The 24,113-nt window shown below is 64.3% G+C and carries 18 protein-coding genes and 2 tRNA genes; 11 read left to right on the top strand and 9 right to left on the bottom strand.

The genetic code is table 11. The features are described 5' to 3' along the window. The first annotated feature begins 96 nt into the window (after positions 1-96). A complete protein-coding gene (mnmC, locus tag BC443_RS04580; protein WP_071230667.1) occupies positions 97-2,151 on the top strand; it encodes a bifunctional tRNA (5-methylaminomethyl-2-thiouridine)(34)-methyltransferase MnmD/FAD-dependent 5-carboxymethylaminomethyl-2-thiouridine(34) oxidoreductase MnmC in 2,055 nt (684 codons plus the stop codon). A gap of 76 nt (positions 2,152-2,227) precedes the next feature. Here mnmC and BC443_RS04575 read toward each other — a convergent pair whose 3' ends face one another. Both BC443_RS04575 and BC443_RS04570 read right to left on the bottom strand, forming a co-directional pair. Then, positions 2,228-2,959, bottom strand: a complete 732-nt coding sequence (locus BC443_RS04575) for a response regulator (protein WP_071230666.1) — start codon at positions 2,957-2,959, stop codon at positions 2,228-2,230. A gap of 3 nt (positions 2,960-2,962) precedes the next feature. Further along, positions 2,963-4,564: an ATP-binding protein gene (locus BC443_RS04570; protein ID WP_244179748.1), complete on the bottom strand. Its 1,602-nt coding sequence runs from the start codon at positions 4,562-4,564 to the stop codon at positions 2,963-2,965. 344 nt (positions 4,565-4,908) lie between these two features. On the opposite strand from BC443_RS04570, the gene BC443_RS04565 reads away from it, so the two are divergent. After that, positions 4,909-6,222, top strand: coding sequence for a 2-hydroxycarboxylate transporter family protein (locus BC443_RS04565; protein ID WP_083387218.1), 1,314 nt, complete (start codon positions 4,909-4,911; stop codon positions 6,220-6,222). Positions 6,223-6,586: 364 nt separating this feature from the next. On the opposite strand, the gene BC443_RS04560 is transcribed toward BC443_RS04565, so the two are convergent. The 4 genes from BC443_RS04560 to smc all read right to left on the bottom strand — a co-directional run bounded on the left by BC443_RS04560 (position 6,587) and on the right by smc (position 14,068). Beyond that, positions 6,587-6,856 (bottom strand): YheU family protein, encoded by a 270-nt coding sequence (locus tag BC443_RS04560; protein ID WP_071230665.1) that lies wholly within the window; start codon positions 6,854-6,856, stop codon positions 6,587-6,589. Beyond that, positions 6,853-8,889, bottom strand: coding sequence for an NAD-dependent DNA ligase LigA (ligA, locus tag BC443_RS04555; protein ID WP_071230664.1), 2,037 nt, complete (start codon positions 8,887-8,889; stop codon positions 6,853-6,855). Before ligA ends, BC443_RS04560 begins: the two co-directional genes overlap by 4 nt. Positions 8,890-9,049: 160 nt before the next feature. Then, positions 9,050-10,357 (bottom strand): cell division protein ZipA, encoded by a 1,308-nt coding sequence (gene zipA, locus BC443_RS04550; protein ID WP_071230663.1) that lies wholly within the window; start codon positions 10,355-10,357, stop codon positions 9,050-9,052. A gap of 207 nt (positions 10,358-10,564) precedes the next feature. Continuing rightward, positions 10,565-14,068 (bottom strand): chromosome segregation protein SMC, encoded by a 3,504-nt coding sequence (gene smc / locus BC443_RS04545; RefSeq protein ID WP_071230662.1) that lies wholly within the window; start codon positions 14,066-14,068, stop codon positions 10,565-10,567. 261 nt (positions 14,069-14,329) lie between these two features. On the opposite strand from smc, the gene BC443_RS04540 reads away from it, so the two are divergent. Both BC443_RS04540 and BC443_RS04535 read left to right on the top strand, forming a co-directional pair. Further along, positions 14,330-14,803 (top strand): LexA family transcriptional regulator, encoded by a 474-nt coding sequence (locus tag BC443_RS04540; RefSeq protein WP_071230661.1) that lies wholly within the window; start codon positions 14,330-14,332, stop codon positions 14,801-14,803. 89 nt (positions 14,804-14,892) lie between these two features. Beyond that, on the top strand, positions 14,893-15,504 hold the full coding sequence (locus BC443_RS04535; RefSeq protein WP_071230660.1) for a YigZ family protein: 612 nt from the start codon (positions 14,893-14,895) through the stop codon (positions 15,502-15,504). 20 nt (positions 15,505-15,524) lie between these two features. Here the strand turns inward: BC443_RS04535 and BC443_RS04530 are convergent, their stop codons facing one another. Next, positions 15,525-16,262, bottom strand: a complete 738-nt coding sequence (locus BC443_RS04530; protein WP_083387217.1) for an FCD domain-containing protein — start codon at positions 16,260-16,262, stop codon at positions 15,525-15,527. A gap of 194 nt (positions 16,263-16,456) precedes the next feature. Here BC443_RS04530 and BC443_RS04525 point away from each other — a divergent pair, with 194 nt between their 5' ends. From BC443_RS04525 to BC443_RS04495, 7 genes are all read left to right on the top strand, one after another. Beyond that, a complete protein-coding gene (locus tag BC443_RS04525; protein ID WP_071230659.1) occupies positions 16,457-18,088 on the top strand; it encodes a gamma-glutamyltransferase family protein in 1,632 nt (543 codons plus the stop codon). 3 nt (positions 18,089-18,091) lie between these two features. After that, the gene (locus BC443_RS04520) at positions 18,092-18,670 is read left to right on the top strand and encodes a chromate transporter (protein WP_071230658.1); all 579 of its coding nucleotides are present in this window, start codon (positions 18,092-18,094) and stop codon (positions 18,668-18,670) included. After that, positions 18,667-19,197 carry a chromate transporter gene (locus BC443_RS04515; RefSeq protein ID WP_071230657.1) on the top strand — a complete coding sequence of 177 codons (531 nt, stop codon included), beginning with the start codon at positions 18,667-18,669 and terminating at the stop codon, positions 19,195-19,197. Before BC443_RS04520 ends, BC443_RS04515 begins: the two co-directional genes overlap by 4 nt. A 113-nt stretch (positions 19,198-19,310) precedes the next feature. Further along, positions 19,311-20,324, top strand: a complete 1,014-nt coding sequence (locus BC443_RS04510; RefSeq protein WP_210766247.1) for a tripartite tricarboxylate transporter substrate binding protein — start codon at positions 19,311-19,313, stop codon at positions 20,322-20,324. After that, positions 20,321-20,869 (top strand): tripartite tricarboxylate transporter TctB family protein, encoded by a 549-nt coding sequence (locus BC443_RS04505; RefSeq protein WP_071230656.1) that lies wholly within the window; start codon positions 20,321-20,323, stop codon positions 20,867-20,869. Before BC443_RS04510 ends, BC443_RS04505 begins: the two co-directional genes overlap by 4 nt. Positions 20,870-20,951: 82 nt before the next feature. Next, positions 20,952-22,457 carry a tripartite tricarboxylate transporter permease gene (locus BC443_RS04500; protein WP_247643223.1) on the top strand — a complete coding sequence of 502 codons (1,506 nt, stop codon included), beginning with the start codon at positions 20,952-20,954 and terminating at the stop codon, positions 22,455-22,457. 278 nt (positions 22,458-22,735) lie between these two features. Further along, positions 22,736-23,728, top strand: a complete 993-nt coding sequence (locus BC443_RS04495; RefSeq protein ID WP_071230687.1) for a tRNA-dihydrouridine synthase family protein — start codon at positions 22,736-22,738, stop codon at positions 23,726-23,728. Positions 23,729-23,895: 167 nt separating this feature from the next. Here BC443_RS04495 and BC443_RS04490 read toward each other — a convergent pair. Together BC443_RS04490 and BC443_RS04485 are read right to left on the bottom strand one after the other, a co-directional pair. Then, positions 23,896-23,972: transfer RNA gene (locus BC443_RS04490), tRNA-Arg, on the bottom strand. 47 nt (positions 23,973-24,019) lie between these two features. After that, a tRNA-Arg gene (locus BC443_RS04485) sits at positions 24,020-24,096 on the bottom strand. Between the last annotated feature and the right edge of the window lie 17 nt (positions 24,097-24,113).

Genomic DNA, 24,113 nt, shown 5'->3' with positions numbered 1-24,113 from the left:
GACAAGCCGCCGCCTGGCGGAAAGTGTTCAATTTTTATACAGCTCGCCGCCTGGCTTTCCTGAAGCGATTGCCTGGCGGCGCTGGACGTGGAAACCATGACCGGCAACTCGGTTCCTCCTCATCGCCATGCCATCCGCTACTCCATCCGACATGCCGAACTGGACTGGCGTGTCGACGATGGCGACGTCGAGGCTCCCTTCTCGACCGCTTACGACGATGTCTATTTCTCGCGTCAGGATGGCCGCGAGGAGAGCCGTTTCGTCTTCATCGACAACAACGATCTGCCACGACGCCTGGCCGCCTGGCGGGCTCGGCGGCCGTTCACGATCGGCGAGACCGGCTTCGGCACCGGGCTCAACATGCTGTGCGCCTGGGCGTGCTTCGATGAGAACGCTCCTGCCGAGGCCAGGCTGCATCTGGTCTCGACCGAGAAGCATCCGCTCACCCGCGAGGCGCTGGAACGCGCCTGGCGCAGCTGGCCGCAGCTGTCGTCCCGGGCCGCTTCGCTGCTCGAGCAGTGGCCCCCGGCCGTGGCTGGTGTCCACCGCCTGCAGCTGGATGCCCGCGTCATCCTGGACCTTCACTTCGGCGATGCCGCGGACTGCCTGTCGCAGCTGGACGGCCAGGTCGACGCCTGGTTCCTCGACGGTTTCGCGCCGTCGAAGAATCCCGACATGTGGCGCCTTGAGCTGTTCGAGGCCATGGCCGCCGCCAGCCGGCCGGGGGCGACCTTTGCCACTTTCACCTGCGCGGGGTTCGTTCGCCGCGGCCTGGCCGCGGCCGGCTTCCACTGGCGCAAGGTGCCGGGCTTCGGCCGCAAGCGGGAGATGCTGCGCGGCGAGCGGGACGAATCGATGCGACCTGCGTCCGAGTCGACGCGACCTGCGTCCGAGACCATTTCCGCTCGAGCGGCGACCCCCTGGTTCCAGCCGCCGCCCGCTCGGCCGGCGGCGCACGTGGCCGTGATCGGCGCCGGTATCGCCGGCACCAGCGTGGCGGCGGCACTGGCGCGCCGGGGCAGTCGGGTGACGCTGGTGGATCGCGCGGGCATCGCGGCCGGGGCATCCGGCAATCCTCAGGCCGCGCTCTACGTCAAACTGGCGGTGGAACCCAATCTCCAGAGCCGCTTCTATCTCGCCGCGCTGCTCTACACGCAGCGCTGGCTGGCGCGCCTCGATCCCCAGCGCCGCTGGTGGTCGGACTGCGGGCTGCTGCAACTGGCCGGGGACGCGCGTGGCATCGAACGCCAGCGCCGGTTCCTGGACCTCTACGATCTGCCGTCGACGGTCGTCTCCGCCAGCGAGCCCGCCGACGCCACGTCACTCGCCGGCATCGATCTGGAAGAGGCTGCCCTCCATTATCCCCAGGCGGGCTGGGTGGATCCGGTGGCGCTGTGTCGTCACCTCGCCGCGACGCCCGGCGTCGAAATACGCCAGGCCGAACTTCGTTCACTGCGGGAGACGGAAAGCGGCTGGCAGTTGCAGCTGGGCCAGAGCCCGCTGTGCGTCGACCAGGTCGTGTTCGCCACCGGCCACGCCAGCCGCGACTGGCTCGATGGCCTGCCGCTGCAATCGGTTCGCGGCCAGGTGTCCACCCTGGCGCTACCGCAGCAGGCCGAGTCCGGCAACGGTCCGGCCCTGGAGCGCGTACTCTGCGCCGAGGGCTACGTGATGCCGGCCCGCAACGGAATGCTCACCTTCGGCGCGACCTTCTCGCCCCACGATGCCGATACGACGCTGCGCGAATCGGATCATCGCCGCAATCTCGACGAGCTGACCCGGACGGCTCCGACGCTGGCCCGCCAGTTTGCCGGAATCAATCCTGTCAGTTGCGGCGGCCGCGCCAGCGTTCGTGCCGCCAGCCCGGACAAGACGCCCTACGCCGGGCCGCTGCCGGACGTCGCACGCTGGCGCAGCGACTACGCCGCGCTGGGCAAGGACGCCAGGCGCCGCTTCGACTGCCCCGGCAGCCACTATCCGGGATTGTGGGTCACGACCGCGCACGGCTCCCGCGGCATGGTCAGCGCCCCGCTGTGTGCCGAACTGATCGCCTCGCGGCTATACGATGAACCAATGCCGCTGGAACGCGAGCTGGTGGATCACCTCCACCCCGGTCGACGCATCATTGCCGACCTGATTCGCGGGCGCTGAGACGCCCTCTGCGTTCCGGGGAGCCGCCGATTGACGCCGTATTGCCCAAGGGAATCGTCAATCAGGTTTGCTGGCCTCACGAGCCCGGCATGCCGGCCTCTCCCAGATGCGCCAGCGTCTCGCCATCGAGGCAGCGGTAGGTGAAGGAGGGGCGGCCGATCTGGCCGTAATGGAAGGACTCCTCGAGCACGCCGCGATCCACCAGATGCTTGAGGTACTTGCGCACCGATACCCGCGACATGCCGGTGTTCTCGCTCAGCGCCTCGGTGGTGAAAGGTTCGCCGTCCTGTTCGGCGGCGGCTCTCGCCACCTGGGCGAGCGAGTTGGTCGTCAGCCCCTTGGGCAGGTCGCCGGGGCGGGCCGGCTGGGCAGCGACCGAGTCGCGACGGAACAGCGCATCCAGATCGCGCTGGTGTGCGCGCGCCGGCAGCCGGGACAGCCGCCGGTGGGTATCGAGACAGCGGGTCAGGGCCTCCTTGAAGCGCTCGAACTCGAAGGGCTTGACCAGATAGTCGCTGACGCCGAGATGCTTGGCTTCACGCACGGTTTCCATTTCCGAAGCCGCCGTGATCAGCACGATCTGGATATCCCTGGCCTGGCGACGCAGGTCGCGCACCAGCGAGAGGCCATTATGCCCGCGGAGATAGACATCGAGCAGGAGCAGATCCACCGACTCCCGCGCCAGCAAGTCTCTGGCCGCCGGCAAGTCTTCGCACTGCGCCACCAGATCGATGCCGTCAATGCGATTGAGAAACTCGACATTGAGCCGCATCACCATCGGATCATCTTCTACTACCAATACGCGCATGGATCACGTCACTCCGTCGGTTACCCGCGTTACCGCCATCGCATAGGGTACTGTCACCTCGATCAGCGTGCCACGCCCCAGCGTCGAATAGAGAGCCAGCGAGCCACCGAGCGATTCCACGTGCGTCTTGACCATGGCCAACCCATAGCCTCGACCCTCGCCCTTGGAAGAAACCCCCTGCTCCATGGCGAGCCGCTGCTGATCCTCGGCCATGCCTTTGCCGTTGTCCGACACGTGCAGCGAGAGCGCGCCGGCGTCGACGCCCAGTGTCAGGCTCACCTGGGGCGCCTCGCGCCCGGCCACCGCCTCGAACGCGTTCTCCACCAGATTGCCGATGATCGATACCAGCAGATGGATGGTCTCGCTTTCGTCGGGCGCCGGAATCTCGCTTTCCAGATCGATCTCGAACGCCACTCGCCGCTCTCTGGCCTCGCTGCCCTTGGCCAGCAGAAAGCCGGCCAGGACCGGATCCCTGACCCCGGCGATCCGGGCCGCTGCCGGCGCGATCAGGGTGTCGTCCAGCTCACGCAGATAACGCTCCAGGCGCCCCAGATCACGCAACTGCACGAGCCCCAGGATGACGTGCAACCGGTTCTTGAATTCATGGGTGGAGGCACGCAGTGCCTGGGCGTATCGGCTGACGCCGGTCAGCTCTTCGGCGAGCCGATTCACTTCGCTGCGATCTCGCAGCGTCACCACGCTCCCGTCGGCGCCGCGTTCGCCGCGAATGGGCACCCGATTGACGATCAGCGCTCGCCCGTTCAGCGTCAGCCGGCGGTCGAGCGAGGAAACGCCGCTGTCGAACAGCTCCTTTAGCGTCGCGGCCGGAATCCCCGCACCGTCCTCTGCCGCCGAGGAACCCAGCAATTGGCAGGCCGCCGGATTGACCAGCGTGATCTCTCCCTCGCCATTGATCGCCAGAACTCCTTCGTGCAGCGAGGAGAGCATCGCCTGACGCTCCCGAACCCACTGGGAGATCTGGTGCGGCTCGAATCCCAGCAGGATCCGCTTGATATAGCGCGCCAGGCACCAGGCGCCCGAGGCCCCGATCAGCATCAGTAGTGAAATACCCAGCAGCAAACCCTGGCGCCGCTCGGCCAGCAACAGGCCGACACGGCTGAGCGTGACCCCGGTCGAGACGGCACCGATGACCGTGCCGCCGGCATCGAGCACGGGCGAGAATCCGCGAATGCTGACGCCCAGCGTGCCCTCCGAGCGAGAGACGTAGGATTCCCCGGCCAGCGCGGGGTCTTCGTCGCCACCCCGGAAGTGCCGCCCGACCTCGTCGGGATCGGGATGCGTCAGGCGTAGATGATCGAGATCCATGACGGTGATGAAATCCACCCCCAGGCGCTCGCGCAGTCTCTCGATCTGCTGACGCAGGGCGGAATCGGGGTCGTGGACGATGGGGCGGGCGGAGAGCGCCGCCTTGATATCACTGCGGTCGGCCAGCACCGTCGCCAGCCCCATCACCCTCTCGCCCTGGGTGTCCTCGAGATTGGCGCGCAGCTGGTAGTTGAACAACAACAGCGCCACGCCCAGCGTCAGCACGATCATGCTGGCGACCAGGATGAATATCTGGGCACTCAGACGTAGCCGTTTCACGCCACGTTCCCACCAGCCGGGCGCATGGACCCGATCTCGAAAGGCCTGCCGCCGCGTCGAGCCAATTCGGACATCTTCCACTACTCCTCTTTGCGATACCGACCCGCCAGCTGCCCCTTGAGGTAACCAGCCGGTAACCGCCATGGCTTTAGACCATGGTGGTATACCCTCCAGACCAGGCCTGTGCAGCCTTCAAGCACGTTTCTTTCAATAGTTTATAAAGGCTTTAATAATTTCCTAAAACTTGGTCGACACCGTGAGGTCTCTATCCTCGGCACCGTACTGCCCACCGGGCAAGAATCCCGCTTACCGCCCTTTGGGCGAGAATCCATGGGGAGCCAACCATGACTTCAACCGTGACGCAAACTGCACACGCCGATTCCGGCCGTCGAGACAGCTGGCTGTCGACGCCGATCTTCGGCATTCCCCTACCGCTTTTCGCCATCGCCACCCTCATTCTGATCCTTTCCATGGCGACGGACACGATCCCGACCGGGATGATCGGCGCCCTGCTGGTGATGATGATCCTGGGCGAACTCATGGGCTTCATCGGTGATCGGCTGCCGATCGTCAAGAGCTATCTCGGCGGCGGTGCGATCCTGGCCATCTTCGGTGCCGCCGCGCTGGTCTACGTCCAGTGGCTGCCGACCGGCGTCGTCGACAACGTGACCCAGTTCATGAAGGGCGGCGGCTTCCTCAACTTCTACATCGCCGCGCTGATCACCGGCAGCATTCTGGGCATGGACTCCCGTGTGCTGGTCAAGGTTGGCTCGCGCTATGCCCTGCCGTTGATCTGCGCCGTGCTGTTCGCCGCACTGTTCGCGATCGCCGTCGGCTGGGTGATGGGCTTCTCGCCGCAGGACGCGGTCGTGGTCATCGCCCTGCCGATCATGGGCGGCGGCATGGGCGCCGGTGCGGTACCGATGAGCCAGATCTACGAGCAACTGCTGGGTCAGCCGGCCAGTTACTACATCTCCATTCTGGTACCGGCACTGGCATTGGGTAACGTCTTCGCCATCATCATCGCCGGCCTGCTCAATGGCCTGGCCAACCGCATGCCGAGCCTGACCGGCAACGGCCAGATGATGCCGGGCGTGGAAATCGAAGAGCGCGAGAGCAAACCCGACCTCTCCAAGCTGGGTATCGGCGTCGTCGCTGCGCTCACCTTCTTCGTCGCCGGCGAGATTCTGGGCGGATTCATTCCGCTGCATCCGTACGCACTGATGATCATTCTGGTCGCCGTTCTCAAGATCGCCAACGTCGTGCCGGAATCGATCAACGACGCCGCGGCGCAGTGGTTCCAGTTCGTCGCCAAGAACTGGACCTTTGCCCTGCTGTTCGGCATCGGCATCGCCTACACCGATCTCGGCCAAGTGATCGACGCCATCTCCATCACCTACGTGCTGATCGTCTTTGCCGTCGTCGCCGGCGCAGCCTTCGGCGCAGGCCTGGTCGGCAAGCTGGTCGGCTTCTACCCGATCGAGTCCGCGATCACTGCCGGGCTGTGCATGGCCAACATGGGCGGCACCGGGGACGTGGCCGTGCTCTCCGCTGCCAAGCGCATGCAACTGATGCCGTTCGCGCAGATTTCGTCACGCCTCGGTGGTGCGCTGATCCTGCTCATCTCGAGCATCGTGGTGCCGCTATTCTTCACCTGAACCGGCTCTGACCGCAACGACAATGGCGCCCCGTTCTCAAGAACGGAGGCGCCGTTTTGGTTTGCTGATAAACCGATACGCTTGAATTCCCCACCCGATGACGCCTTCCAGAACGGCGCTGAACGACGATCGCCGCACCGGGTCTCGCGTCATGGATGACGCGAGAGGCGCGTTGGGCAGGATGCCCTTTCGCGCCGACCCGAGCGCGGGCGGTTGGCGTTCAGGGTCTCGCCGTCTGGGGCGTCAAGAAAGGGGAGCGCGAGGGGCTTGCCCCTCGCAATAATGAGCAAAAGGGCGGTTGATGCTCGGTCAGTGGTAAGCAAATGCTGCTCGAATTAGTCACCTGGCAAAACGGATACACCGTTTAGCCTTCCTCCTCGTCATCGGCCAGGTCCCGCCCGAAGCTGCGCCATTGGGTCAGGGTCATCACTTCGGTGCTCTCGGTCTGCAGGTCATGAACGATCAACAGCTCGCCCCGCTCCAGTTGTCGCTTGAGATCCCGCACCCAGTCATGCATGTCCGTCGCGACATCGGTGGTGTCGTATCCCTGCCGCGTGACGAACGTCTCCAGCAGCGCATCCAGCGTCTCCGCGGGCAGCATGCGGTGCGGGACTTCGATGAAGCGTCCACTCATGTTCCTGCCTCCCATGCCTTCAACCGTTCGATGAACGTGGCTTCGTCGATCACCTCGACGCCCAGCTCTTCGGCCTTGGCCAGCTTGCTGCCGGCGCCGGGGCCGGCGACGACGGTGGCGGTCTTCTTCGAGACGCTGCCGGCAACCTTGGCGCCGAGCGCCTGCAGGCGTTCCTTGCCTTCGTCACGGGTCATCGCCTCCAGCGTGCCGGTCAGCACCCAGGTCTGCCCTGCCAGCGGCTGCGGCCGTTCGCCGATATCCTCCTCTTCCCAGGTCACGCCCACCTTCAGCAGATCGTCCAGCGTCTCCTGATTGTGCGCCTGTCGGAAGAACGTATGGATATGGTGGGCCACCACCGGGCCGACGTCGTCGACGGCCTTCAAGGCTTCCAGGGAGGCCTCGCGCAGCGCCTGGAGCGTACCGAAGTGGCGCGCCAGGCTGGCCGCCGTGGCTTCGCCCACCTCACGGATGCCGATGGCGTAGACGAAACGCGCGAGCGTGGTGTGCTTGGCTGCCTCGAGGGAGTTGACCAGATTGTTGGCGGACTTTTCCGCCAGCCGGGGAAGCTCGGCCAGCCGCTCGGCCCTGAGCCGGAACAGATCCGCCGGCGTCTTGACCCAGTCGCGCTCGACCAGTTGATCGATCAGCTTCTCGCCGAGACCGTCGATATCCAGCGCGCGCCGGCTGGCGAAGTGCTTCAATGCCTCCTTGCGCTGCGCCGGGCAGTAGAGGCCACCGGAACAGCGTGCCGCAACCTCGCCTTCCAGTCGTTCGATCTGCGAGCCGCAGACCGGGCAGGCCGTCGGCATCTCGATGGCGCGGGTCCCCTCCGGGCGCTGCGACTCGACGACACCGACGATCTGCGGAATGACGTCGCCGGCTCGCCGCACGATTACGGTATCGCCGATACGCACACCAAGCCGCTCGACCTCGTCCATGTTGTGCAGCGTGGCATTGGAGACCGTCACGCCGGCGACCTGCACCGGCTCCAGCTTGGCCACCGGCGTCAGCGTGCCGACGCGGCCGACCTGGAACGCCACGTCGTTGAGCGTCGTGGTCTGTTCCTGGGCCGGGTACTTGTAGGCGATGGCCCAGCGCGGCGCGCGGGAGACGAAGCCCAGCTCGCGCTGATCGCGCAGGCTGTCGACCTTCAGCACGGCGCCGTCGATGTCGTAGTCGAGCGTCTCGCGCTGCTCGCCCAGCGTCCGGCAGAACGAGACGACACCGCTCGCACCCTCGACAACATCGAGCAGCGGGCTGGTGCGAAAGCCCAGCTCGCGCAATCGCTTCAGGTAATCCGAATGGGATTGCGCGCTATCGTCGCCCTCGAGCCGTGCGACCTGATAGGCGCAGAATTCGAGTGGCCGTTTGGCGGCGATCGAGGAATCCAGCTGCCGCAGGCTGCCGGCAGCGGCGTTGCGCGGGTTGGCGAAGACCTTGTCGCCGTTCTCCCGCGCGCGCTGGTTCATCGCCTCGAAACCCGAATGGCGCATATAGACTTCGCCGCGCACCTCGATCAGCGACGGCACCGACTTGCCGCGCAACTTGAGGGGAATGGAGTGGAGCGTACGCAGGTTGAGTGTGACGTCTTCGCCGGTCCGCCCGTCGCCGCGCGTCGCGCCCTGGACCAGCCGGCCGTTCTCGTAGACCAGCGATACCGCCAGCCCGTCGAGCTTGGGTTCGCAGCAGAAACTCAGCGTCTCCGGATCGCTTTCGAGCTTGTCGGCGACACGCTTGACGAATGCCTCGAGCTCTTCCGTGCTGAACGCGTTATCGAGCGACAGCATCGGCACGGCGTGCGTCACTTCCCGAAAGCGTTCGGCTGGCGAGGCACCGACGCGCTGCGTCGGCGAGTCCGGCGTCACCAGTTCGGGATGATCGGCTTCCAGCGACTGCAGCTCGCGCAGCAGCTTGTCGTACTCGATATCCGGTATCTGCGGCTGATCTTCGACGTAATAGTGGTAGTTGGCATCGTCCAACTGCTGGCGCAGGGCATCGGCCCGTTCGAGGACCGCTTGGGGGATCTGGCTCATGACGCTCGATTCGATCGCTGCACAAAGTGACCCGCATTGTAGCGGAAGCCGGTGACGGCTGCCGTAACGCCAGGGCCGGACCCAGCCCGAGCTCCGAAACGACGACGGGGCCTCGAAGGGCCCCGTCGTCAAGTTCGGCTCGGTTCGAGCCTTTGCCAACTCAATTGGCTTGATAGCGATGCAGCCGATGGCGACGCTCGAACTCCTGCACCCGCTGGCGCGCGAACTCGATCGTCTGGGCGGTCATCACGCTGTGATTCTCGTCCTTGAGTTCGCCACCGAGGTTACGCACCAGCACCATTGCGGTTTCCAGCATCGCCTCGAAAGCGGCCGCGGTGTCGTTGGCGCCCGGCAGCGGCATCAGGAAGGAAACCCCCGGCGTCACGATTTCCTGCATGCTGTCGAGATCGAAGACGCCCGGCTTGACCACGTTGACCATCGAGAATTGAAGCTCGCTGTCATCGGCTTCGGTCTCGTAGCGATGGAAAATGCCCATCTCGCTGAAACGCAGGCCGCAGGCCAGCATCAGGTTGAGCAGGTCGGCACCGTCGAATCCGTCGTCGGTTCTCGCCAATACGCTGATGACGATGATCTCTTCGGCGTGCGACAGGGTCTCGCGAGCGCGGGCGGCACTCACGTGGTGACGCTTGGCGCGCTCCACCGCCGGATGCGGCGTCACGACGTCGTGTCGTGGCGACACGCTGAGCTCCTCGGCTGGCGCGACGGGCCGTTCGGCCATCTCCGGTTCGACACGGCGTTCCGCAAGGGTCGGCTCGGACTGATCGACCGGTTGCACCTCATCGGCTCCACGGTCACCGTCATACGCCATTGGCGCACCTTCCGGCGGCACCAGCGTCGTGATCTTCAGGCGGCTGGCGTGATCGGCGGCATCGGCCTCCCGAGACGCCGGACTCGGTTCCTGATGGCGTTCAGCTTTCTGAATCCGCGCCGCTTCGGCGTCGCGACTGACTGCTTCCGGTTCACGGCCGGCATCGTCGCGTCTGGCATCGTCGCGTCGGTGACTCAGGCGATGCGCCGAATCACTGACACGCTTGGCACCGGCACGAACGGCATTCTTGAACTTTTGCTGCACATCGACACTGTGCTGCTTGTCGGCAAACGAAGAGCGCGTTCGGCGATCGACGATACTGCTCTGCAGTTCCTCTTTCGGAATTCGCGCCTGCCGCTTGGGTTCGGAAGGCCTGATCGGCTCCGAGCCGTTGCCGCTGCGTTCAAACGTCGCCGGACGTACGACACGTGCCCCTCCATTGGGCAATTCCCAGTTGACCTCGGCCTCGCGGGCCGCCTGCTCCGGATCCCTTTCGGATCCGCCGTCGATCTCACTGTCTTCGATCGTCTGATCGAGGCGTGGAACCCGACGTTGGCGCTGAAGACGACGGAAACCATCGATCACGATGGTCGCCACCAAAACCAGCCCCAGGATGATCAGCCACTCTCTTAGTTCCATGGGTCGTCTTGCCTGTTCGCGGTGCCACTATGCTGGAAGAGGACAACATGCTCATGCATGTCCGCACTAGCATAGCGTGATTTGTCAAAAATGGGCCACTTTTTTTCTTTGTCAAGCGAAGTTTTGCCCACCAGCAATCACCCTTCAATTCATCCCGTGCGCGATATCCTATTACGCCGTAAGCCGGTTTGGCTATTTTCGCCAGTATCAGGATGTATCCGCCATCGATGCCGCTTCTTCCACGCCCACCGATACCAGGCGTGACACCCCCGGCTCCTGCATCGTCACGCCCATCAAACGCTCTGCCGCCTCCATGGCAATCTTGTTATGCGTGATGAAGATGAATTGCACGCTCTCTGACATTTCCTTGACCAGTTTCGCATAGCGCCCCACGTTCGCATCGTCGAGCGGCGCGTCGACTTCGTCGAGCATGCAGAAAGGGGCCGGATTGAGCTGGAAGATGGCAAACACCAGCGACAGCGCCGTCAACGCTTTTTCGCCGCCGGACAGCAAATGAATGGTGCTGTTTTTCTTGCCTGGAGGGCGCGCCATGATAGCCACGCCCGTTTCCAGCAAATCCTCTCCCGTGAGCGTCAACCATGCAGTCCCGCCGCCGAAGACTCGGGGAAAAAGTGCCATCAGGCCCTGGTTCACTTCTTCGAAAGTCTGCTTGAAACGGGTGCGTGTCTCTTGATCGATACGCTTGATCGCGCGCTCCAGCGTTTCGATCGCTTCGCTCAGCTCGGCGTGCTGGGCTTCGAGATAATCGCGGCGCTCGGCCTGCTGCTCGTACTCCTCGATAGCCGCCAGGTTGATGGCGCCGAGCCGCCGAATGCGTTCGCCGGTCTCTTCCAGACGGGTCTGCCAGGCGGATTCCGTGGCATTGGGATCGAGATTTTCCTGTAAGTGTCGGGCGTCCTGCTGCTGCTCCGCCAACGTCTCCTGTTGCGCATCCGCCTTGAGCGTCAACGCCTGCACCTGCATCCGGCCTTCCTGCAACCGCTGGCGGAGCCCTTCCAGGTTGCGCTCGTGCTGCTGACGCTCTATCTCGGTCTGGCGCAGCGTTTCGCCGATCTGGTTGGCGCGATCCCGGCAGCGGTTGAGCGTGGCCTCCTGTCGGGATCGCGTCTCGAGTAATTGCGCCAGCCGTTCACGCTGATCGTCGTCGGGTTCGCGCAAGGTTTCCAGCTGTTCCCGCAGCAGTTCGACGCGTTCGTCGAGTCGCGACAGCTGCTCCCCACTGCGCTCGGCCTGCTGTCGAAGTTCGCCGCGCTGGGCCTCGAGACGCTGACGTTCGAGCGCCAGTTGCTGCTGGGTCTGGCGGGTCTGCTGCTGTTGCTGACGCAGCTCCGCGAGCCGCGACTGGCTCTGTTCGCGGGCCGCTTGCAGCGCGTCGCGCTCGGCGCTGTTGGCCTCGACCTGATCGAGCGCCTGCTGCCAGCGCTCCCGCGCGTTCTCCAGTTCCAGCTCCTGCTCCGCGTGTCGCTCCTGTCCGTGGGCCTGCTCGGCATCGAACTCCTGCAGCCGCGAGGCGACATGTTCGAGACGACTTTCCAGCGTCGCCAGCCGGGTCGACTGCGCCTGACGCTGCTGGGCGATTTCGCGTTCGTCCTGTCGCAAGGATTCCAGCGCCGCTTCGCTGGCCTCGAGTTCGGCCTGCCAGCGAGCGATCCCTGTTTCATGCTCGGCCAGCGTGGCGTCGAGCGTCGCGATTTCCTCGATCAGGGCATCGCGGCGCTGTCGCTGCAGCAGGACGCTATCCGCGTTGGCGTCGTCCCGGCCGAGACGCCGGGCCCAGCCCCGCCCTAGCCACAGGCCATCCTGCGTGATCACGCTCTGCCCCGCGGGAAGGTCGGCGGCCATCTGCCAGGCCGCTTCCGGATCCTCGACGCAATGGATCGCCGACAGCAGCGTCGACAGCGCGCCGGCGCCCTCGACCCGGGCGCCCAGCGATCGGGAAGGCGCGGCCTCCGGTGCCTGTTCCGACACCACCGGCAGTTCTCCGCTGGTCAGTGAATTCAGCGGTTCACGTACTGCTCCCGGATCCGCCAGACGCGCCTTGAGCCACGGCGCGAGCACCCAGGCCACGGTGCGCTCCCAGCCCGCCGTCACCTGAAGACGCTCGGCGACTCGCGGCGCGTTGCCCAGCGGGTGATCGCCGAGCTGTTCGGCCAGACTGGCGTCGTCATCGTTGAGCGCCGCATCGATCAGCGCCTCCAGCGAGGCAATCTCTCCCTGGCAGCGATGTCGACGCTCGCGTTCGCCGTCCCTTGCCGCCTGCGCCTCGGCCTGGCTTTGCCGAGCCCGCTCGCGGGACTGCCGATGCGTTTCGCGACGAATCTCCAGCGCCTGCTGCCGTTCGTCCAGCATTGCCAGGGCTTCCCGGAGCGCGTCTCTTTCCGCCTCCAGATCACCGACATCCGGCAGTTCGGATCGCTGCTGCCGGCGCCGCTCCAGTTGGCGGGCCGCCTCTTCGAGCTGGCGTTCGAGACGCCGGATCGTCTCCTGCTCACGCTCGGCCCGGTGATGAGCGTCCCGGTCCCGCTCGCTGAACGCTTCCCACTGTTGCCGGTGCTCGTCGGCCCGGGCCTCGGCCTCTTCCAGTTGCAACTCCAGCGTCAGCAGCGATTCATCCGCGATCTCGGCTTCGGGCAGCAGCGTCTCGAGTCGCGTGTCGAGTTCCGCACGGCGCGCCTCGTCCTGCTCGACCAGTTGCGCCAGCGCATCGCGCTCGCGTCGGGCGCTCTCCTGATCGTCGGCGAGCTGCTGCTCACGCTGCCGGGCGTGTTCCAGCGACTGCTCCAGCCGGGCGATATCGGCGCCGGTCTGGTAGAACTCGGCCTGATGCGTTTCCAGCTCCGCCGCCACCGCATCGTGGGCCTCTCGGCCTTCCGCCAACCGGGTTTCGCACTGGCGCTGGCCGAGGATCTCGCGCTCGACCTGGATCTCGCAGTCGCGCACGCGCGCCTCCTCTTCGCGCTGCTGGCTGCGCAGCGCGCGTTCCCGCAGTACCGCAAGCTCTCCCCGCAGGCGGTGCTCTTCCTCTTTCAGCGTGCGATAGCGTTTGGCCGCTTCGGCCTGACGCTTGAGCCGTTCGAGCTGCTTGTCGAGCTCTTCGCGGATATCGTCGAGACGTTCGAGATTCTCCTGGGTGCGCCGCAGGCGGTTTTCGGTCTCTCGCCGGCGCTCCTTGTACTTGGAGATTCCCGCCGCCTCTTCCAGCGTGTTGCGCAGCTCTTCCGGCCGCGCCTCGACCAGCCGGGAAATCATGCCCTGGCCGATGATCGCGTAGGAACGCGGCCCGAGCCCGGTGCCCAGGAAAATGTCGGCGATATCGCGGCGGCGGCATTTCTGGCCATTGAGGAAATAGCTGGACTGGGCCTCGCGGGTGACCTGGCGCTTGACCGCGATCTCGTTGTAGCCGGCATAGGCACCGCCGAGATCGCCGTCGCGATTGTCGAAGATCAGCTCGATGGAGGCCTGGCCGACGGGAGAACGGCCGGTGGAACCGTTGAAGATGACGTCTGTCATCGACTCGCCGCGCAGGGTCTTGGCGGAGGACTCGCCCATGACCCAGCGCACGGCATCGATGACGTTGGACTTGCCGCAGCCGTTGGGTCCGACGATGGCGGTCATGTTGCTGTCGAACGGCACCGTGACCGGATCGACGAACGACTTGAAGCCGGCCAGCTTGATGGACTTGAGACGCATGCAGGGAATCGAGCTCCTGAACCGATATGGCGATGGCGAACTACCCGGTCGGTAGCCCGCCATCGCCGGTTTCGGCAGAGCCTAAGGCACCGTGTGGTCGATATCCAGCGTCAATGTCCTGGCGCCATCGATCTCGACGCCATCCAGCCGCCCGCCGAGCAATGCCGCCATGGCGAAGGCGAACGACTACCGCTCACACCGGGCCGACTTGCCGATGCCGTTTGCCTTGCTATGATGTCGACACCACCTCGGGAGAAGACGATGACAAACGCCGCACCGAGCTATCTGCAGCGCCAGCCGAACCTGCCGCTGATCGACGGCAACTGGGAACCCATCGATGCCACCGATCTGGTCGAGATTCCCCTGCTCGGGCAGGTCGCCGCCGGGCTGCCGATGGAAGCCTGCCTCGACGACGCCACGGTTCATGTCCCCGCGAAGCTGGTCCGTCGAAACACCTATGCGCTACGCGTCCGCGGCGACTCGATGATCGACAGCAACATCTTCGATGGCGATGTCATCATCATCGAGCGCTATGAGTCGGCCGAAAACGGCGAAACGGCGGTAGTCCTGATCAACAATCAGGAAGTGACACTGAAGAAGCTGTTCATTGAGAAATCTGGTGTCCGCCTGCAGCCCGCCAACGACAGCATGCCGCCTATCTACCTGAAGAACGAGGATGTGCAGGTACTCGGCCTGGTCATGGGCGTGATGCGCAACCCACCCCAGGTGGCCTGATTCCCCGGAATCGCCCCAAGTCTTCCAGGCCGGGCGAAAATCTTCCAGGCCGAGCGAAAGGCTTGAGCCGAGTCAGCCAAGAGATCTCCATGCGCTACCCGATTCCCGATCTTGCTCCGCGTGCGCGACACGCCAATACCGTCGAGATCGAGAAGAGCCGTTTCATCTGCTGGCTCTGTCACGCACCCGACAACGCCGCCTTCGACACGCTGCTGAACGACGCGCGTTCGACCTATCCCGATGCCAGCCACCACTGTTCCGCCTTCATTGCCGGCGCGCCCGGCGAGCAGATCGCGATCGGCTTTTCGGATGACGGCGAGCCGGGCGGCACCGCCGGACGCCCCATGTTTCAGGCGCTGGAAGGCAGCGGACTGGGGCAGATCGGTGCGGTGGTGACGCGCTACTTCGGCGGTACCAAGCTGGGAACCGGAGGGCTGGTGCGCGCCTACACCCAGGCCGTGCTCAAGGCACTCGATACCCTGCCCCGGCGCGAATTCACCGAGCGTCGCGACGTGACGATCCAGGTCGATTTCAGCAACGAAGCGGAAGCCCGCCGCTGGCTGGCGGAGCACGACATCCCGGTGGTCAGCGCCGACTACGATAGCCAGGGGGCGCGTCTGCTACTGGAGTGGCCGGCCGATGACAGCATTTCGCTGGCCGTGCTGGAGCGGCGCCTGAAAGGAGCACTCGTGCAGCTCTGATCACGCCGTTGTGATCATCGTCATGCTTTTCCTGTCGCTCCGCCTTTCCCTGTCGCTCCGCCTTTCCCTGTCGCCCCGCCTTTCCCTTCGCTCGTCTCGTTTTCTTGGCAAGCCCCCTGCGCCACTTCGTAGGAGAGCCGTATGTGCTCTTCGAGCAGCGCTCGCGCCGCGGCGGTATCGCGCGCCATGGCCAGATCGACCAGTTGGCCGTGCTGGTCGTTGAGTGTCTCTCGCACCGCATTGTTGGCCGGCGCCATGCGCCGGTAGCGATCGAACTGGTCGTGCAACTGTTCGATGAAACGCAACAGCCAGGGTGAACCGCAGGGCTCCAGCAGATGACGATGGAACTGCAGATGCATCTGCTCCCAGTGCTCCAGCTGATCCGGCGTCTCGTCGGCCCGCTTGAGACGGTGAAACGCCGCCAGCAGGCCGGCTTCCCATTCATCGTCGCCCGCCTCGAGCGCCTGCGCCAGCGCCTGCCCTTCGAAACGCTGCCTCAGTTCGGCGATGTCGTCCAGCTCGGCACGCGTCAATGCGGGAACCCGGAAGCCACGCTGGTTTTCCTGCACCAACAGGCCATAGGCAGCCAATCGATTGAGCGCCTCGCGCAGCGGGCTGAGCCCGACCCGGTAACGTTGCTTGAGCGTGGTGATCGCCAGCTTCTGCCCGGCGGCGAAACGCCCATCGATCAAATCGCGCTTCAAGGCCGTGTACAGCTGGCTGGCCGTCGTGTTGGCGGTGGGTGCTTCAGCTCTCATAAGTGCTGACCTTCCGATCCAGTGACAGAAACTCACTATCTTGCCGACTCAGGTCTTGACCTGCACAAGAATTCGACGCCATAGTAAAAAATCGATTTTTTACATCATAAACGATTAACATCAATTTACCGTATGACCTTCGCATTCAGCGATGCGCCTTACGATGAATCGGCTCAAAATAATCGAGAAACGCCATGTCCCTCACTTTCGACCACAACAATCCTTATCCCTCTCGCCGTAGCGCCACCTATGCCGATCGCGGCATGGTCGCGGCATCGCAGCCCCAGGCCAGCCAGGCCGGGCGAGACATGCTGGCCCAGGGCGGCAATGCCATCGATGCCGCCATCGCGACGGCAGCGGTGCTGACCGTGGTCGAACCCAGCGGCAATGGAATCGGCGGTGATGCCTTTGCCCTGGTCTGGATTGCAGAAGGCAACGACGGCCATGGCAAGCTCCACGGTCTCAACGCCAGCGGCCACGCGCCGAAGCGGCTGACGCCGGAAGCCGTCAAGGCCGCCGGCCACGACGAGATGCCGCTGCACGGCTGGACGCCGGTCACCGTCCCCGGCATTCCTGCTGCCTGGGCCGAGCTGTCGAAGCAGTACGGCAAGCTGGATTTCGCCACCCTGCTGGCGCCGGCGATCCGCATCGCCCGGGAAGGCTTCCCGGTTTCGCCGGTGATCAGCCAGCTCTGGCAACGCGCCGAAATCGAATTTCGTGCCAAGGCAAGCGATCCTGCCATTGCGACGTGGCTGGAGGCCTTCGCACCCGAAGGGCATGCGCCTCGCCCTGGTGAACTCCATCGCAACGAAGCTCAGGCCAGAACCCTCGAAGCTCTGGCCGAGAGCCGCTGCGAAAGCTTCTACCGCGGCGAACTGGCGCAGAAGATCGATGCGTTCTCGCAAGCGACGGGCGGCTACCTTCGCGCCGACGACCTTGCGGATTATCGCCCCGAATGGGTCGAGCCGATCTCGGTCAACTACCGGGGCTATGACGTCTGGGAAATTCCGCCCAACGGTCAGGGCATGGTCGCGTTGATGGCCCTGCGCATGATGGAAGGGTTCGATGTCACGGTCCGCGACGACCCGCAGTTGCTGCATCGTCAGCTGGAAGCGATGAAGCTGGCCTACACCGATGGCCACCATCACATCACCCAGGCCGAGTACATGCGCACGAGCGTCGCTTCGCTGCTCAGCGACGAGTATGCCGATACCCGCCGCCGCCTGATCGGCGAGAATGCCATCGACCCCGAACCCGGCCAGCCGCAGGCCGGCGGTACGGTCTATCTGGCGACCGCCGACAGCGATGGCAACATGGTCTCCTATATCCAGAGCAACTATCACGGCTTCGGCTCCGGCGTCGTGGTGCCCGAAACCGGTATCTCGCTGCAGAACCGGGGCCACGGCTTCAGCCTCGAGGCGGATCATGTCAACGTGCTGGCGCCCGGCAAGCGCACTTTCCATACCATCATCCCGGGCTTCCTGACTCGGGGCGATACCGCGCTCGGCCCGTTCGGCGTCATGGGCGGCTTCATGCAGCCCCAGGGACACATGCAGGTCGTCATGAATCTGGTCGACTTCGATCTCAATCCGCAGGCGGCGCTGGATGCGCCACGCTGGCAGTGGATGGGTGGACGCAAGATCGGCATCGAACCCGGCTATCCGCTTCACGTGATCCGCGAGATGGCGGCACGCGGCCACCAGATGACCATGGCCGTGGACAGTACCGCCTATGGCCGCGGCCAGATCATCCTGCGCGACCCTCGAAGCGGGGTTTATTGCGGCGGCACCGAGCCGCGCACCGACTCCAGCATCGCGGTGTTCTGATCCATGTCTTCGTCTTTGACAACCCAGCGTCATCTGTTCGTGGCGTTCCTGCGCATCGGCCTGCTCGGATTCGGCGGCGGGCCGTCGATGATTCCGCTGGTTCGCGCCGAGGCGGTCACTCGCTATCAGTGGATGAACGATGAGGAGTTCGGCGACGTGCTGGCCATCGGCAACACCCTGCCCGGCCCCATCGCCACCAAGATGGCCGGCACCATCGGTTATCGGGTCGGCGGCGTGGTCGGCTGCCTCAATGCCGTTCTGGCGGTCATCGTGCCGTGCATCGTGGCGATGGTGGTACTGCTGGGGCTGTTCACCCGTTACCGCGATCAGCGCTGGATCCAGGGCATGAGCGAAGGCGTCATTCCGGTGGTCATGGTGATGATGGCCCAGCTCACCTGGGACTTCTTCCAGAAATCCCGCATCGTGCTCGGCTGGATCGCGACCCTGATCATGGGGGCGATTGCCGGCGGCCTGATCTATGGACTCGGCATTCATCCAGGCCTGGTGATTGGCGCGATCCTCATTGCCGCACTGCTGCGACCGGAACGGTGGCGCAAGCGCAGCGGGGAGACGAAGTCATGATCTACTGGGATCTCTTCGTCGCCTTCTTCATTCCCAACATCATCGGCTATGGCGGCGGGCCGGCGATCATTCCGCTGGTCGAGAACGAAGTCGTTGGCCGCTATGGCTGGATGACTTCCCAGCAGTTCGCCGAGACGCTGGCGCTGGGCAATACCCTGCCCAGCCCCATCGCTACAAAAATGGCCGGCTATATCGGCTATGACGTGGCCGGCATCGGCGGCGGACTGGTGGCCACGTTCGCCACCGTTGCCCCTTCACTGATCCTGATGCTGGTAGCGCTGGGGACCCTGTATCGCTACCGGGATTCGATCAAGGTCAAGTCGATGAGCCAGTGGGTCAGACCGGTGATCATGGTACTGATGGGCTATCTCACCTGGTCGTTCCTCAACGAAGGCGTCAGTGACTCCGGCTGGATTCACACCGTCATCATCGGCGCGATCGCCGTGGTGATGCTCTGGCGTCTCAAGCTCCATCCGGTGTGGGCCGTTCTTCTGGGACTGATCTATGGAGGGCTACTGCTCGGGTAGAGGCCGAAGCGCGAGCGCTTGCGTCCTCGACAAGCAGCAATACAAGAAGCGAAGAAAGTTAACGGAAAAATTCGATACGACGTCAAAATCTACAAGCCAAACAAGGACAACTCATGTTCTACGACGTACTCCGTAATGCCGCCCAGGGCAAGCTGGGCCGAATGCTCGCCTCCAGTGGCGCGATCGCCTCTCTGACGCTGGGACTCGGCGCGACCGGACTGGCGACCAGCCAGCTCGCACAAGCCGACGACTATCCCGACCATGCCATCGAGTTCATCGTGCCCTGGTCACCCGGCGGCGGCAGCGATGCCCTGATGCGCATCATTTCCAACGCTGCGCCGAAAGATCTCGGCCAGCCGATGCCGGTGATCAACATGCCTGGCGTCAGCGGCACCATCGGCCTCAAGGAGCTGGCGCAGAAAGATCCCGACGGCTACACCGTGGGCCAGATCCATGAAGGGCTGATGGCCTCCAACGCCACCGGCCTGACTCAGCTCAACTGGGACGACTTCCAGCCGATCGCCTCGCTGGCCTCATCGCCCCAGTATCTGGTGGTCAATGCCGACAGCGACTGGAAGACCTTCGAGGATTTCGCCGAATATGCCAAAGCGCACCCGGGCGAGATTCGCGTTGGCGCCACGCTCGGCGGCATTCCTCACGTGCACGCGGCGATGATCGAGGACGCCATCGGGGCACAGTTCCGATACGTCGGCTTCGAGGGGACCGGCGCTCGCATTCGCGCGCTGGTCGGCGGCCATATCAACGCCTCGATCGGTGATATCTCGTCGAGTCTGGAGTTCGTCAAGAATGGGGATCTGCGCTTCCTGGCCGTCGGCAGCAAGGAGCGCCTCAAGCAGACGCCCGACGTACCGACCTTCAAGGAACTCGGCTACGACAATCTCAACCTGAGCATCAACCGCGGCATCGTTGCTCCCAAGGGGATCGACCCGGCCAAGGTAGAGACGCTGGCTCAGGGCTTCGAAGCGATGTCCAAAGATCCCGAGTTCATCAAGCGGGTCAATAACACCGGCGCCGAGGTCGACTTCATGGGGCCTCAGGCCTACGCCGACTATCTCTCTGACGTCGACGCAACGATCAAGCGCCTCTCTGGAAAGTTGGCAAGATGAACGCTGGCAAGATGAACGATAACGCCGAGATGGTCTCCCGCCCTGCGCGGGAGGCCAGCAGCGAGCGCGGCAAGGCGCTCGCCAACGTTATTTTCAACATCGCCCTGGCCGCGCTATTCCTCGGGCTGTTCGTGCAGGCCGGCGACTTGCCATCATCGATGTGGGAACCGCTGGGTGCCGGCTCGTTCCCGCGATTGGTTCTCGGGGCGCTGGTGATCTTCAACCTGGCGATCGTGGTGCAGTCGATGACGGCGCTGCGCAACACTGACCGATCGGCGAGCGTCGGTGCAAGACAGTGGTTCCTGCAGCGACGCCTGGCCTTCGCGACGCTGGCGGCATTTTCCGTTTACGCACTGCTCATGCCGTGGATCGGATTCGCTCTGGCGTCGTTGCTGTTCCTGCTCGCGGTCCAGTTCATTCTGGGGGCTCGTCGCGGCCGCCGATTGTTGATCGCCGCGATCATCGCCGTCGTCTTCGGTCTTGGCCTGCACTTGCTGTTCAGCCAAGTGTTCCTGATTTCGCTACCTCCGGGACGCCTGTGGTAATCCGAAGCCGGTAACCCCGGGTCGATCGCCCGGAACTGCCGATCCGAATCGAACAAGATCAACGGGATCAAGAGAGCTTTCCATGCCGATGACAGATGCGCTGCTCAGCAGCGTCGAACAACTGTTTTCGCTGGCGACCCTCGTCAGCATGATGATTGGCGTCGTGGCAGGTGTCGTGGCCGCCGCCATTCCCGGTTTCACGATTACCATGGCGATCGTGCTGACACTGCCGGTGACTTTTACCATGTCGCCGCTTCAGGGCGTGGCCACCATGCTTGCCGTGTATGTCGGCGGTGGCTCGGGCGGGTTGATCAGTGCCGCCCTGCTGGGCATTCCCGGCACCCCTTCCGCCGTCGCGACTACCTTCGATGCCTACCCGATGGCGCGCAAGGGTGAGCCAGGACGGGCGCTGGCGCTGGGTATCTGGGCCTCGTTCTTCGGCGCCCTGGTCAGTGCCGTGGTGCTGATCGTCGCCGCCCCGCCGCTGGCGATGATCGCGGTCAAACTCGGCCCCTGGGAGTACTTCTCGCTCATTCTGTTCGCGGTCACCGTGGTGGCGAGCCTGGTGGGCAAATCGATCCTCAAGGGGTTGATGATGAGCCTGCTGGGACTTTTCATCGCGACCGTGGGCCAGGATCCGATGATGGGCGTTCCCCGCTTCACCTTCGGTGTCGACGTGCTGGCTGCCGGTATTCCGTTCCTGGTAGTGCTGATCGGCATCTTCGCGGTCAGCCAACTCGCCAGCGAAGTCGAGAATCCCGAAGAACTCCATCAGGGAAAAGCGCTGGTGGGCGGCAAGATACGATTTCACCCCTTCGCGGTGATGCGTGAAGTGCTGAGCCGTCCGGTGAATCTATTGCGCTCTTCGATGCTGGGCGTGGTCATCGGTGCCGTACCTGGCGCCGGTGGCAGTATCGCCAATCTGATCGCTTACGATCAGGCCAAACGCGCCTCGAAGACACCGGAACGCTTCGGTACCGGCATAGCCGACGGCGTGGTGGCCTCCGAATCCGGGAATTCCGCGACGGCCGGCGGCGGTCTGATCCCGATGATCGCGCTGGGCATTCCCGGCAGCGCCGTCGATGCGGTACTCATGGCAGCCTTGATGGTTCAAGGTGTCAGCGTGGGCCCCAGACTCATCATGGACAACGCCGACCTGGTCTATGGCATGTTTCTGGCGATGTTCCTGGCCGCCGGCATGGTGCTGGCCTTCTGTCTGATCAGCATGCGCTGGTTTCTGCGGATCACCGAGATTCCCAAGTCGATCATCGTACCGGTGGTACTGGTCTGCTGCGCAGTCGGCGCGCTGGCGCTGAACAACCGGGTTACCGACCTCTACCTGCTGATCGGCGTCGGCCTGGTGGGCTATCTGCTGGCCAAGCTCGATTATCCGCTGGCGCCGCTGGTGCTCGGCGTCATTCTCGGGCCGATCGCCGAGACCAATCTGCGTCGCGCACTGATGGCCGACGAGGACTGGACGCTGTTCTTCACGCGGCCGATTTCGGCCGGGCTCCTGATTCTGGCCGTGCTGTCGGTGGCGTTTACCGCCCGACGCATCCTCCAGCAACGAGCCGCCGCCCGCGCCTGACAGAAGCGAGCGGTACTCCCGCACTGGGCGTACCGCTCATCCGTTCATCTTTTCATTCGCGCTCAGCGAGAGATGTGCCAGGGCCTGATGCCGGTTCAGCGCGGCCGTGCATGAAACGGCAATAGGCCCTAACATGGCGACCGATCATCGGAGGTCGCATGGCACAGCCTTTCCCCTATCCAGATACGGCCACTTTTCGTGGCGACACGCTCAATTTTCGTGGCGAAACGCCGTTTTCCCGAGCCGCCTCGGCGACAGGCCGAATCGGTCTGGCGCCAATGGAGGGTGTCATCGATGCCGACACCCGTGCGCTGTTGAGCGAGGACGGCGCGCTGGACTGGTGTGTCACCGAATTCGTGCGGGTCGTCGATGCGAAATTGCCGCCGAGGGTGTTTCTGCGCCACTGCCCCGAGCTGGCGACAGCAGGTTCGTGCGGGCCGATCACGCCCTCGGCCACGCCCGTCACGCTGCAGTTGCTCGGCTCAGATCCGCAGGCACTGGCGGCCAATGCCGAACAGGCGATCGCACAGGGGGCGACGCGGCTCGATCTCAACTTCGGCTGCCCGGCCAAGACCGTCAACCGTCACGATGGCGGTGCGTCGCTGCTGCGTACGCCAGCGCGCGTCTACGCTGCCGTCGCGGCGGTATCGGATGTCGGGAAGCGATTCGGCGTTTCGGTCAATGCCAAGCTGCGCCTCGGCTTCGATGACAAGCAATTGGCCCTGGCCTGCGCGCAAGCGGCCGAAGCCGGCGGTGCGGACGAGCTGGTCGTTCACGCCCGAACGCGACGCGAGGGCTATCGCCCGCCGGCTCACTGGGAATGGATAGCCCGGATTCGAACCGCCGTGAGCGTGCCGGTGGTGGCCAATGGCGATATCTGGTCGCTGGAGGATTACTGGAAGGCGCGCACGCTCTCGGGCTGCCGTGATGTGATGCTGGGCCGCGGCATGCTGGCAGACCCCTGGCTGGCACGGCGTATCCGTCATTGGCAGATCTCGGGCGGCGAGCGCCTGCCCGCTACGCCGTGGTCGGTACGTAGCGCCATGCTGAACCGCTATGCCGAGGCAAAACGAAGCGCGGGAATGCCGGAGAAGGTGATCGTGTCACTGTTGAAGCAGTGGCTGAACATCATGCGCGGCCGAGATACGGAGGCGGCGACGCGCTTCATGGCATTGCGCCGGGAGACAGCACTGGATGCCTTCCTCGCGGGCCTGAACGCCTCCGAGCCGGCTCCGCCATCGACTAGCGACACCTCGACAGCGCTCGCCTAGAAAGCGTCCTCACCGTCTCCAGCCGGCTAAACCGCCATATGTGGCCGGCGCGCCGAAGCCCCGGCGGCGTTCGGCCGCGATCGGCCAGATACCGCCGATCAAATACCCGACAAACAAAAACCCCCGCACCCTGTATGAGAACATGAGTGCGGGGGTTTTCGTCTATATGGCGCGCCCGGGAGGATTCGAACCTCCGACCACCTGATTCGTAGTCAGGTACTCTATCCAGCTGAGCTACGGGCGCTTGATATCTTGTGAAGCAGCAATGTCGGTTTACCCGACTTCAGTGAGTGGCGCGCCCGGGAGGATTCGAACCTCCGACCACCTGATTCGTAGTCAGGTACTCTATCCAGCTGAGCTACGGGCGCTTGAAATCTTGTGAAGC

This window comes from Salinicola sp. MIT1003, from assembly GCF_001858555.1.
Lineage (GTDB): Bacteria > Pseudomonadota > Gammaproteobacteria > Pseudomonadales > Halomonadaceae > Salinicola > Salinicola salarius.
The sequence above is the reverse complement of the archived record's forward strand: the minus strand, read 5'-3'. Positions and strand labels throughout refer to the sequence as shown.

Excerpts from the sequence above, each read along its gene's own strand:
- mnmC (WP_071230667.1), top strand. The coding sequence starts at position 97 with ATGACCGGCAACTCGGTTCCTCCTCATCGCCATGCCATCCGCTACTCC.
- BC443_RS04575 (WP_071230666.1), bottom strand. The coding sequence starts at position 2,959 with ATGCGCGTATTGGTAGTAGAAGATGATCCGATGGTGATGCGGCTCAAT.
- BC443_RS04565 (WP_083387218.1), top strand. The coding sequence starts at position 4,909 with ATGACTTCAACCGTGACGCAAACTGCACACGCCGATTCCGGCCGTCGA.
- BC443_RS04560 (WP_071230665.1), bottom strand. The coding sequence starts at position 6,856 with ATGAGTGGACGCTTCATCGAAGTCCCGCACCGCATGCTGCCCGCGGAG.
- ligA (WP_071230664.1), bottom strand. The coding sequence starts at position 8,889 with ATGAGCCAGATCCCCCAAGCGGTCCTCGAACGGGCCGATGCCCTGCGC.
- zipA (WP_071230663.1), bottom strand. The coding sequence starts at position 10,357 with ATGGAACTAAGAGAGTGGCTGATCATCCTGGGGCTGGTTTTGGTGGCG.
- smc (WP_071230662.1), bottom strand. The coding sequence starts at position 14,068 with ATGCGTCTCAAGTCCATCAAGCTGGCCGGCTTCAAGTCGTTCGTCGAT.
- BC443_RS04540 (WP_071230661.1), top strand. The coding sequence starts at position 14,330 with ATGACAAACGCCGCACCGAGCTATCTGCAGCGCCAGCCGAACCTGCCG.
- BC443_RS04535 (WP_071230660.1), top strand. The coding sequence starts at position 14,893 with ATGCGCTACCCGATTCCCGATCTTGCTCCGCGTGCGCGACACGCCAAT.
- BC443_RS04530 (WP_083387217.1), bottom strand. The coding sequence starts at position 16,262 with ATGAGAGCTGAAGCACCCACCGCCAACACGACGGCCAGCCAGCTGTAC.
- BC443_RS04525 (WP_071230659.1), top strand. The coding sequence starts at position 16,457 with ATGTCCCTCACTTTCGACCACAACAATCCTTATCCCTCTCGCCGTAGC.
- BC443_RS04520 (WP_071230658.1), top strand. The coding sequence starts at position 18,092 with ATGTCTTCGTCTTTGACAACCCAGCGTCATCTGTTCGTGGCGTTCCTG.
- BC443_RS04515 (WP_071230657.1), top strand. The coding sequence starts at position 18,667 with ATGATCTACTGGGATCTCTTCGTCGCCTTCTTCATTCCCAACATCATC.
- BC443_RS04510 (WP_210766247.1), top strand. The coding sequence starts at position 19,311 with ATGTTCTACGACGTACTCCGTAATGCCGCCCAGGGCAAGCTGGGCCGA.
- BC443_RS04505 (WP_071230656.1), top strand. The coding sequence starts at position 20,321 with ATGAACGCTGGCAAGATGAACGATAACGCCGAGATGGTCTCCCGCCCT.
- BC443_RS04500 (WP_247643223.1), top strand. The coding sequence starts at position 20,952 with ATGCCGATGACAGATGCGCTGCTCAGCAGCGTCGAACAACTGTTTTCG.
- BC443_RS04495 (WP_071230687.1), top strand. The coding sequence starts at position 22,736 with ATGGAGGGTGTCATCGATGCCGACACCCGTGCGCTGTTGAGCGAGGAC.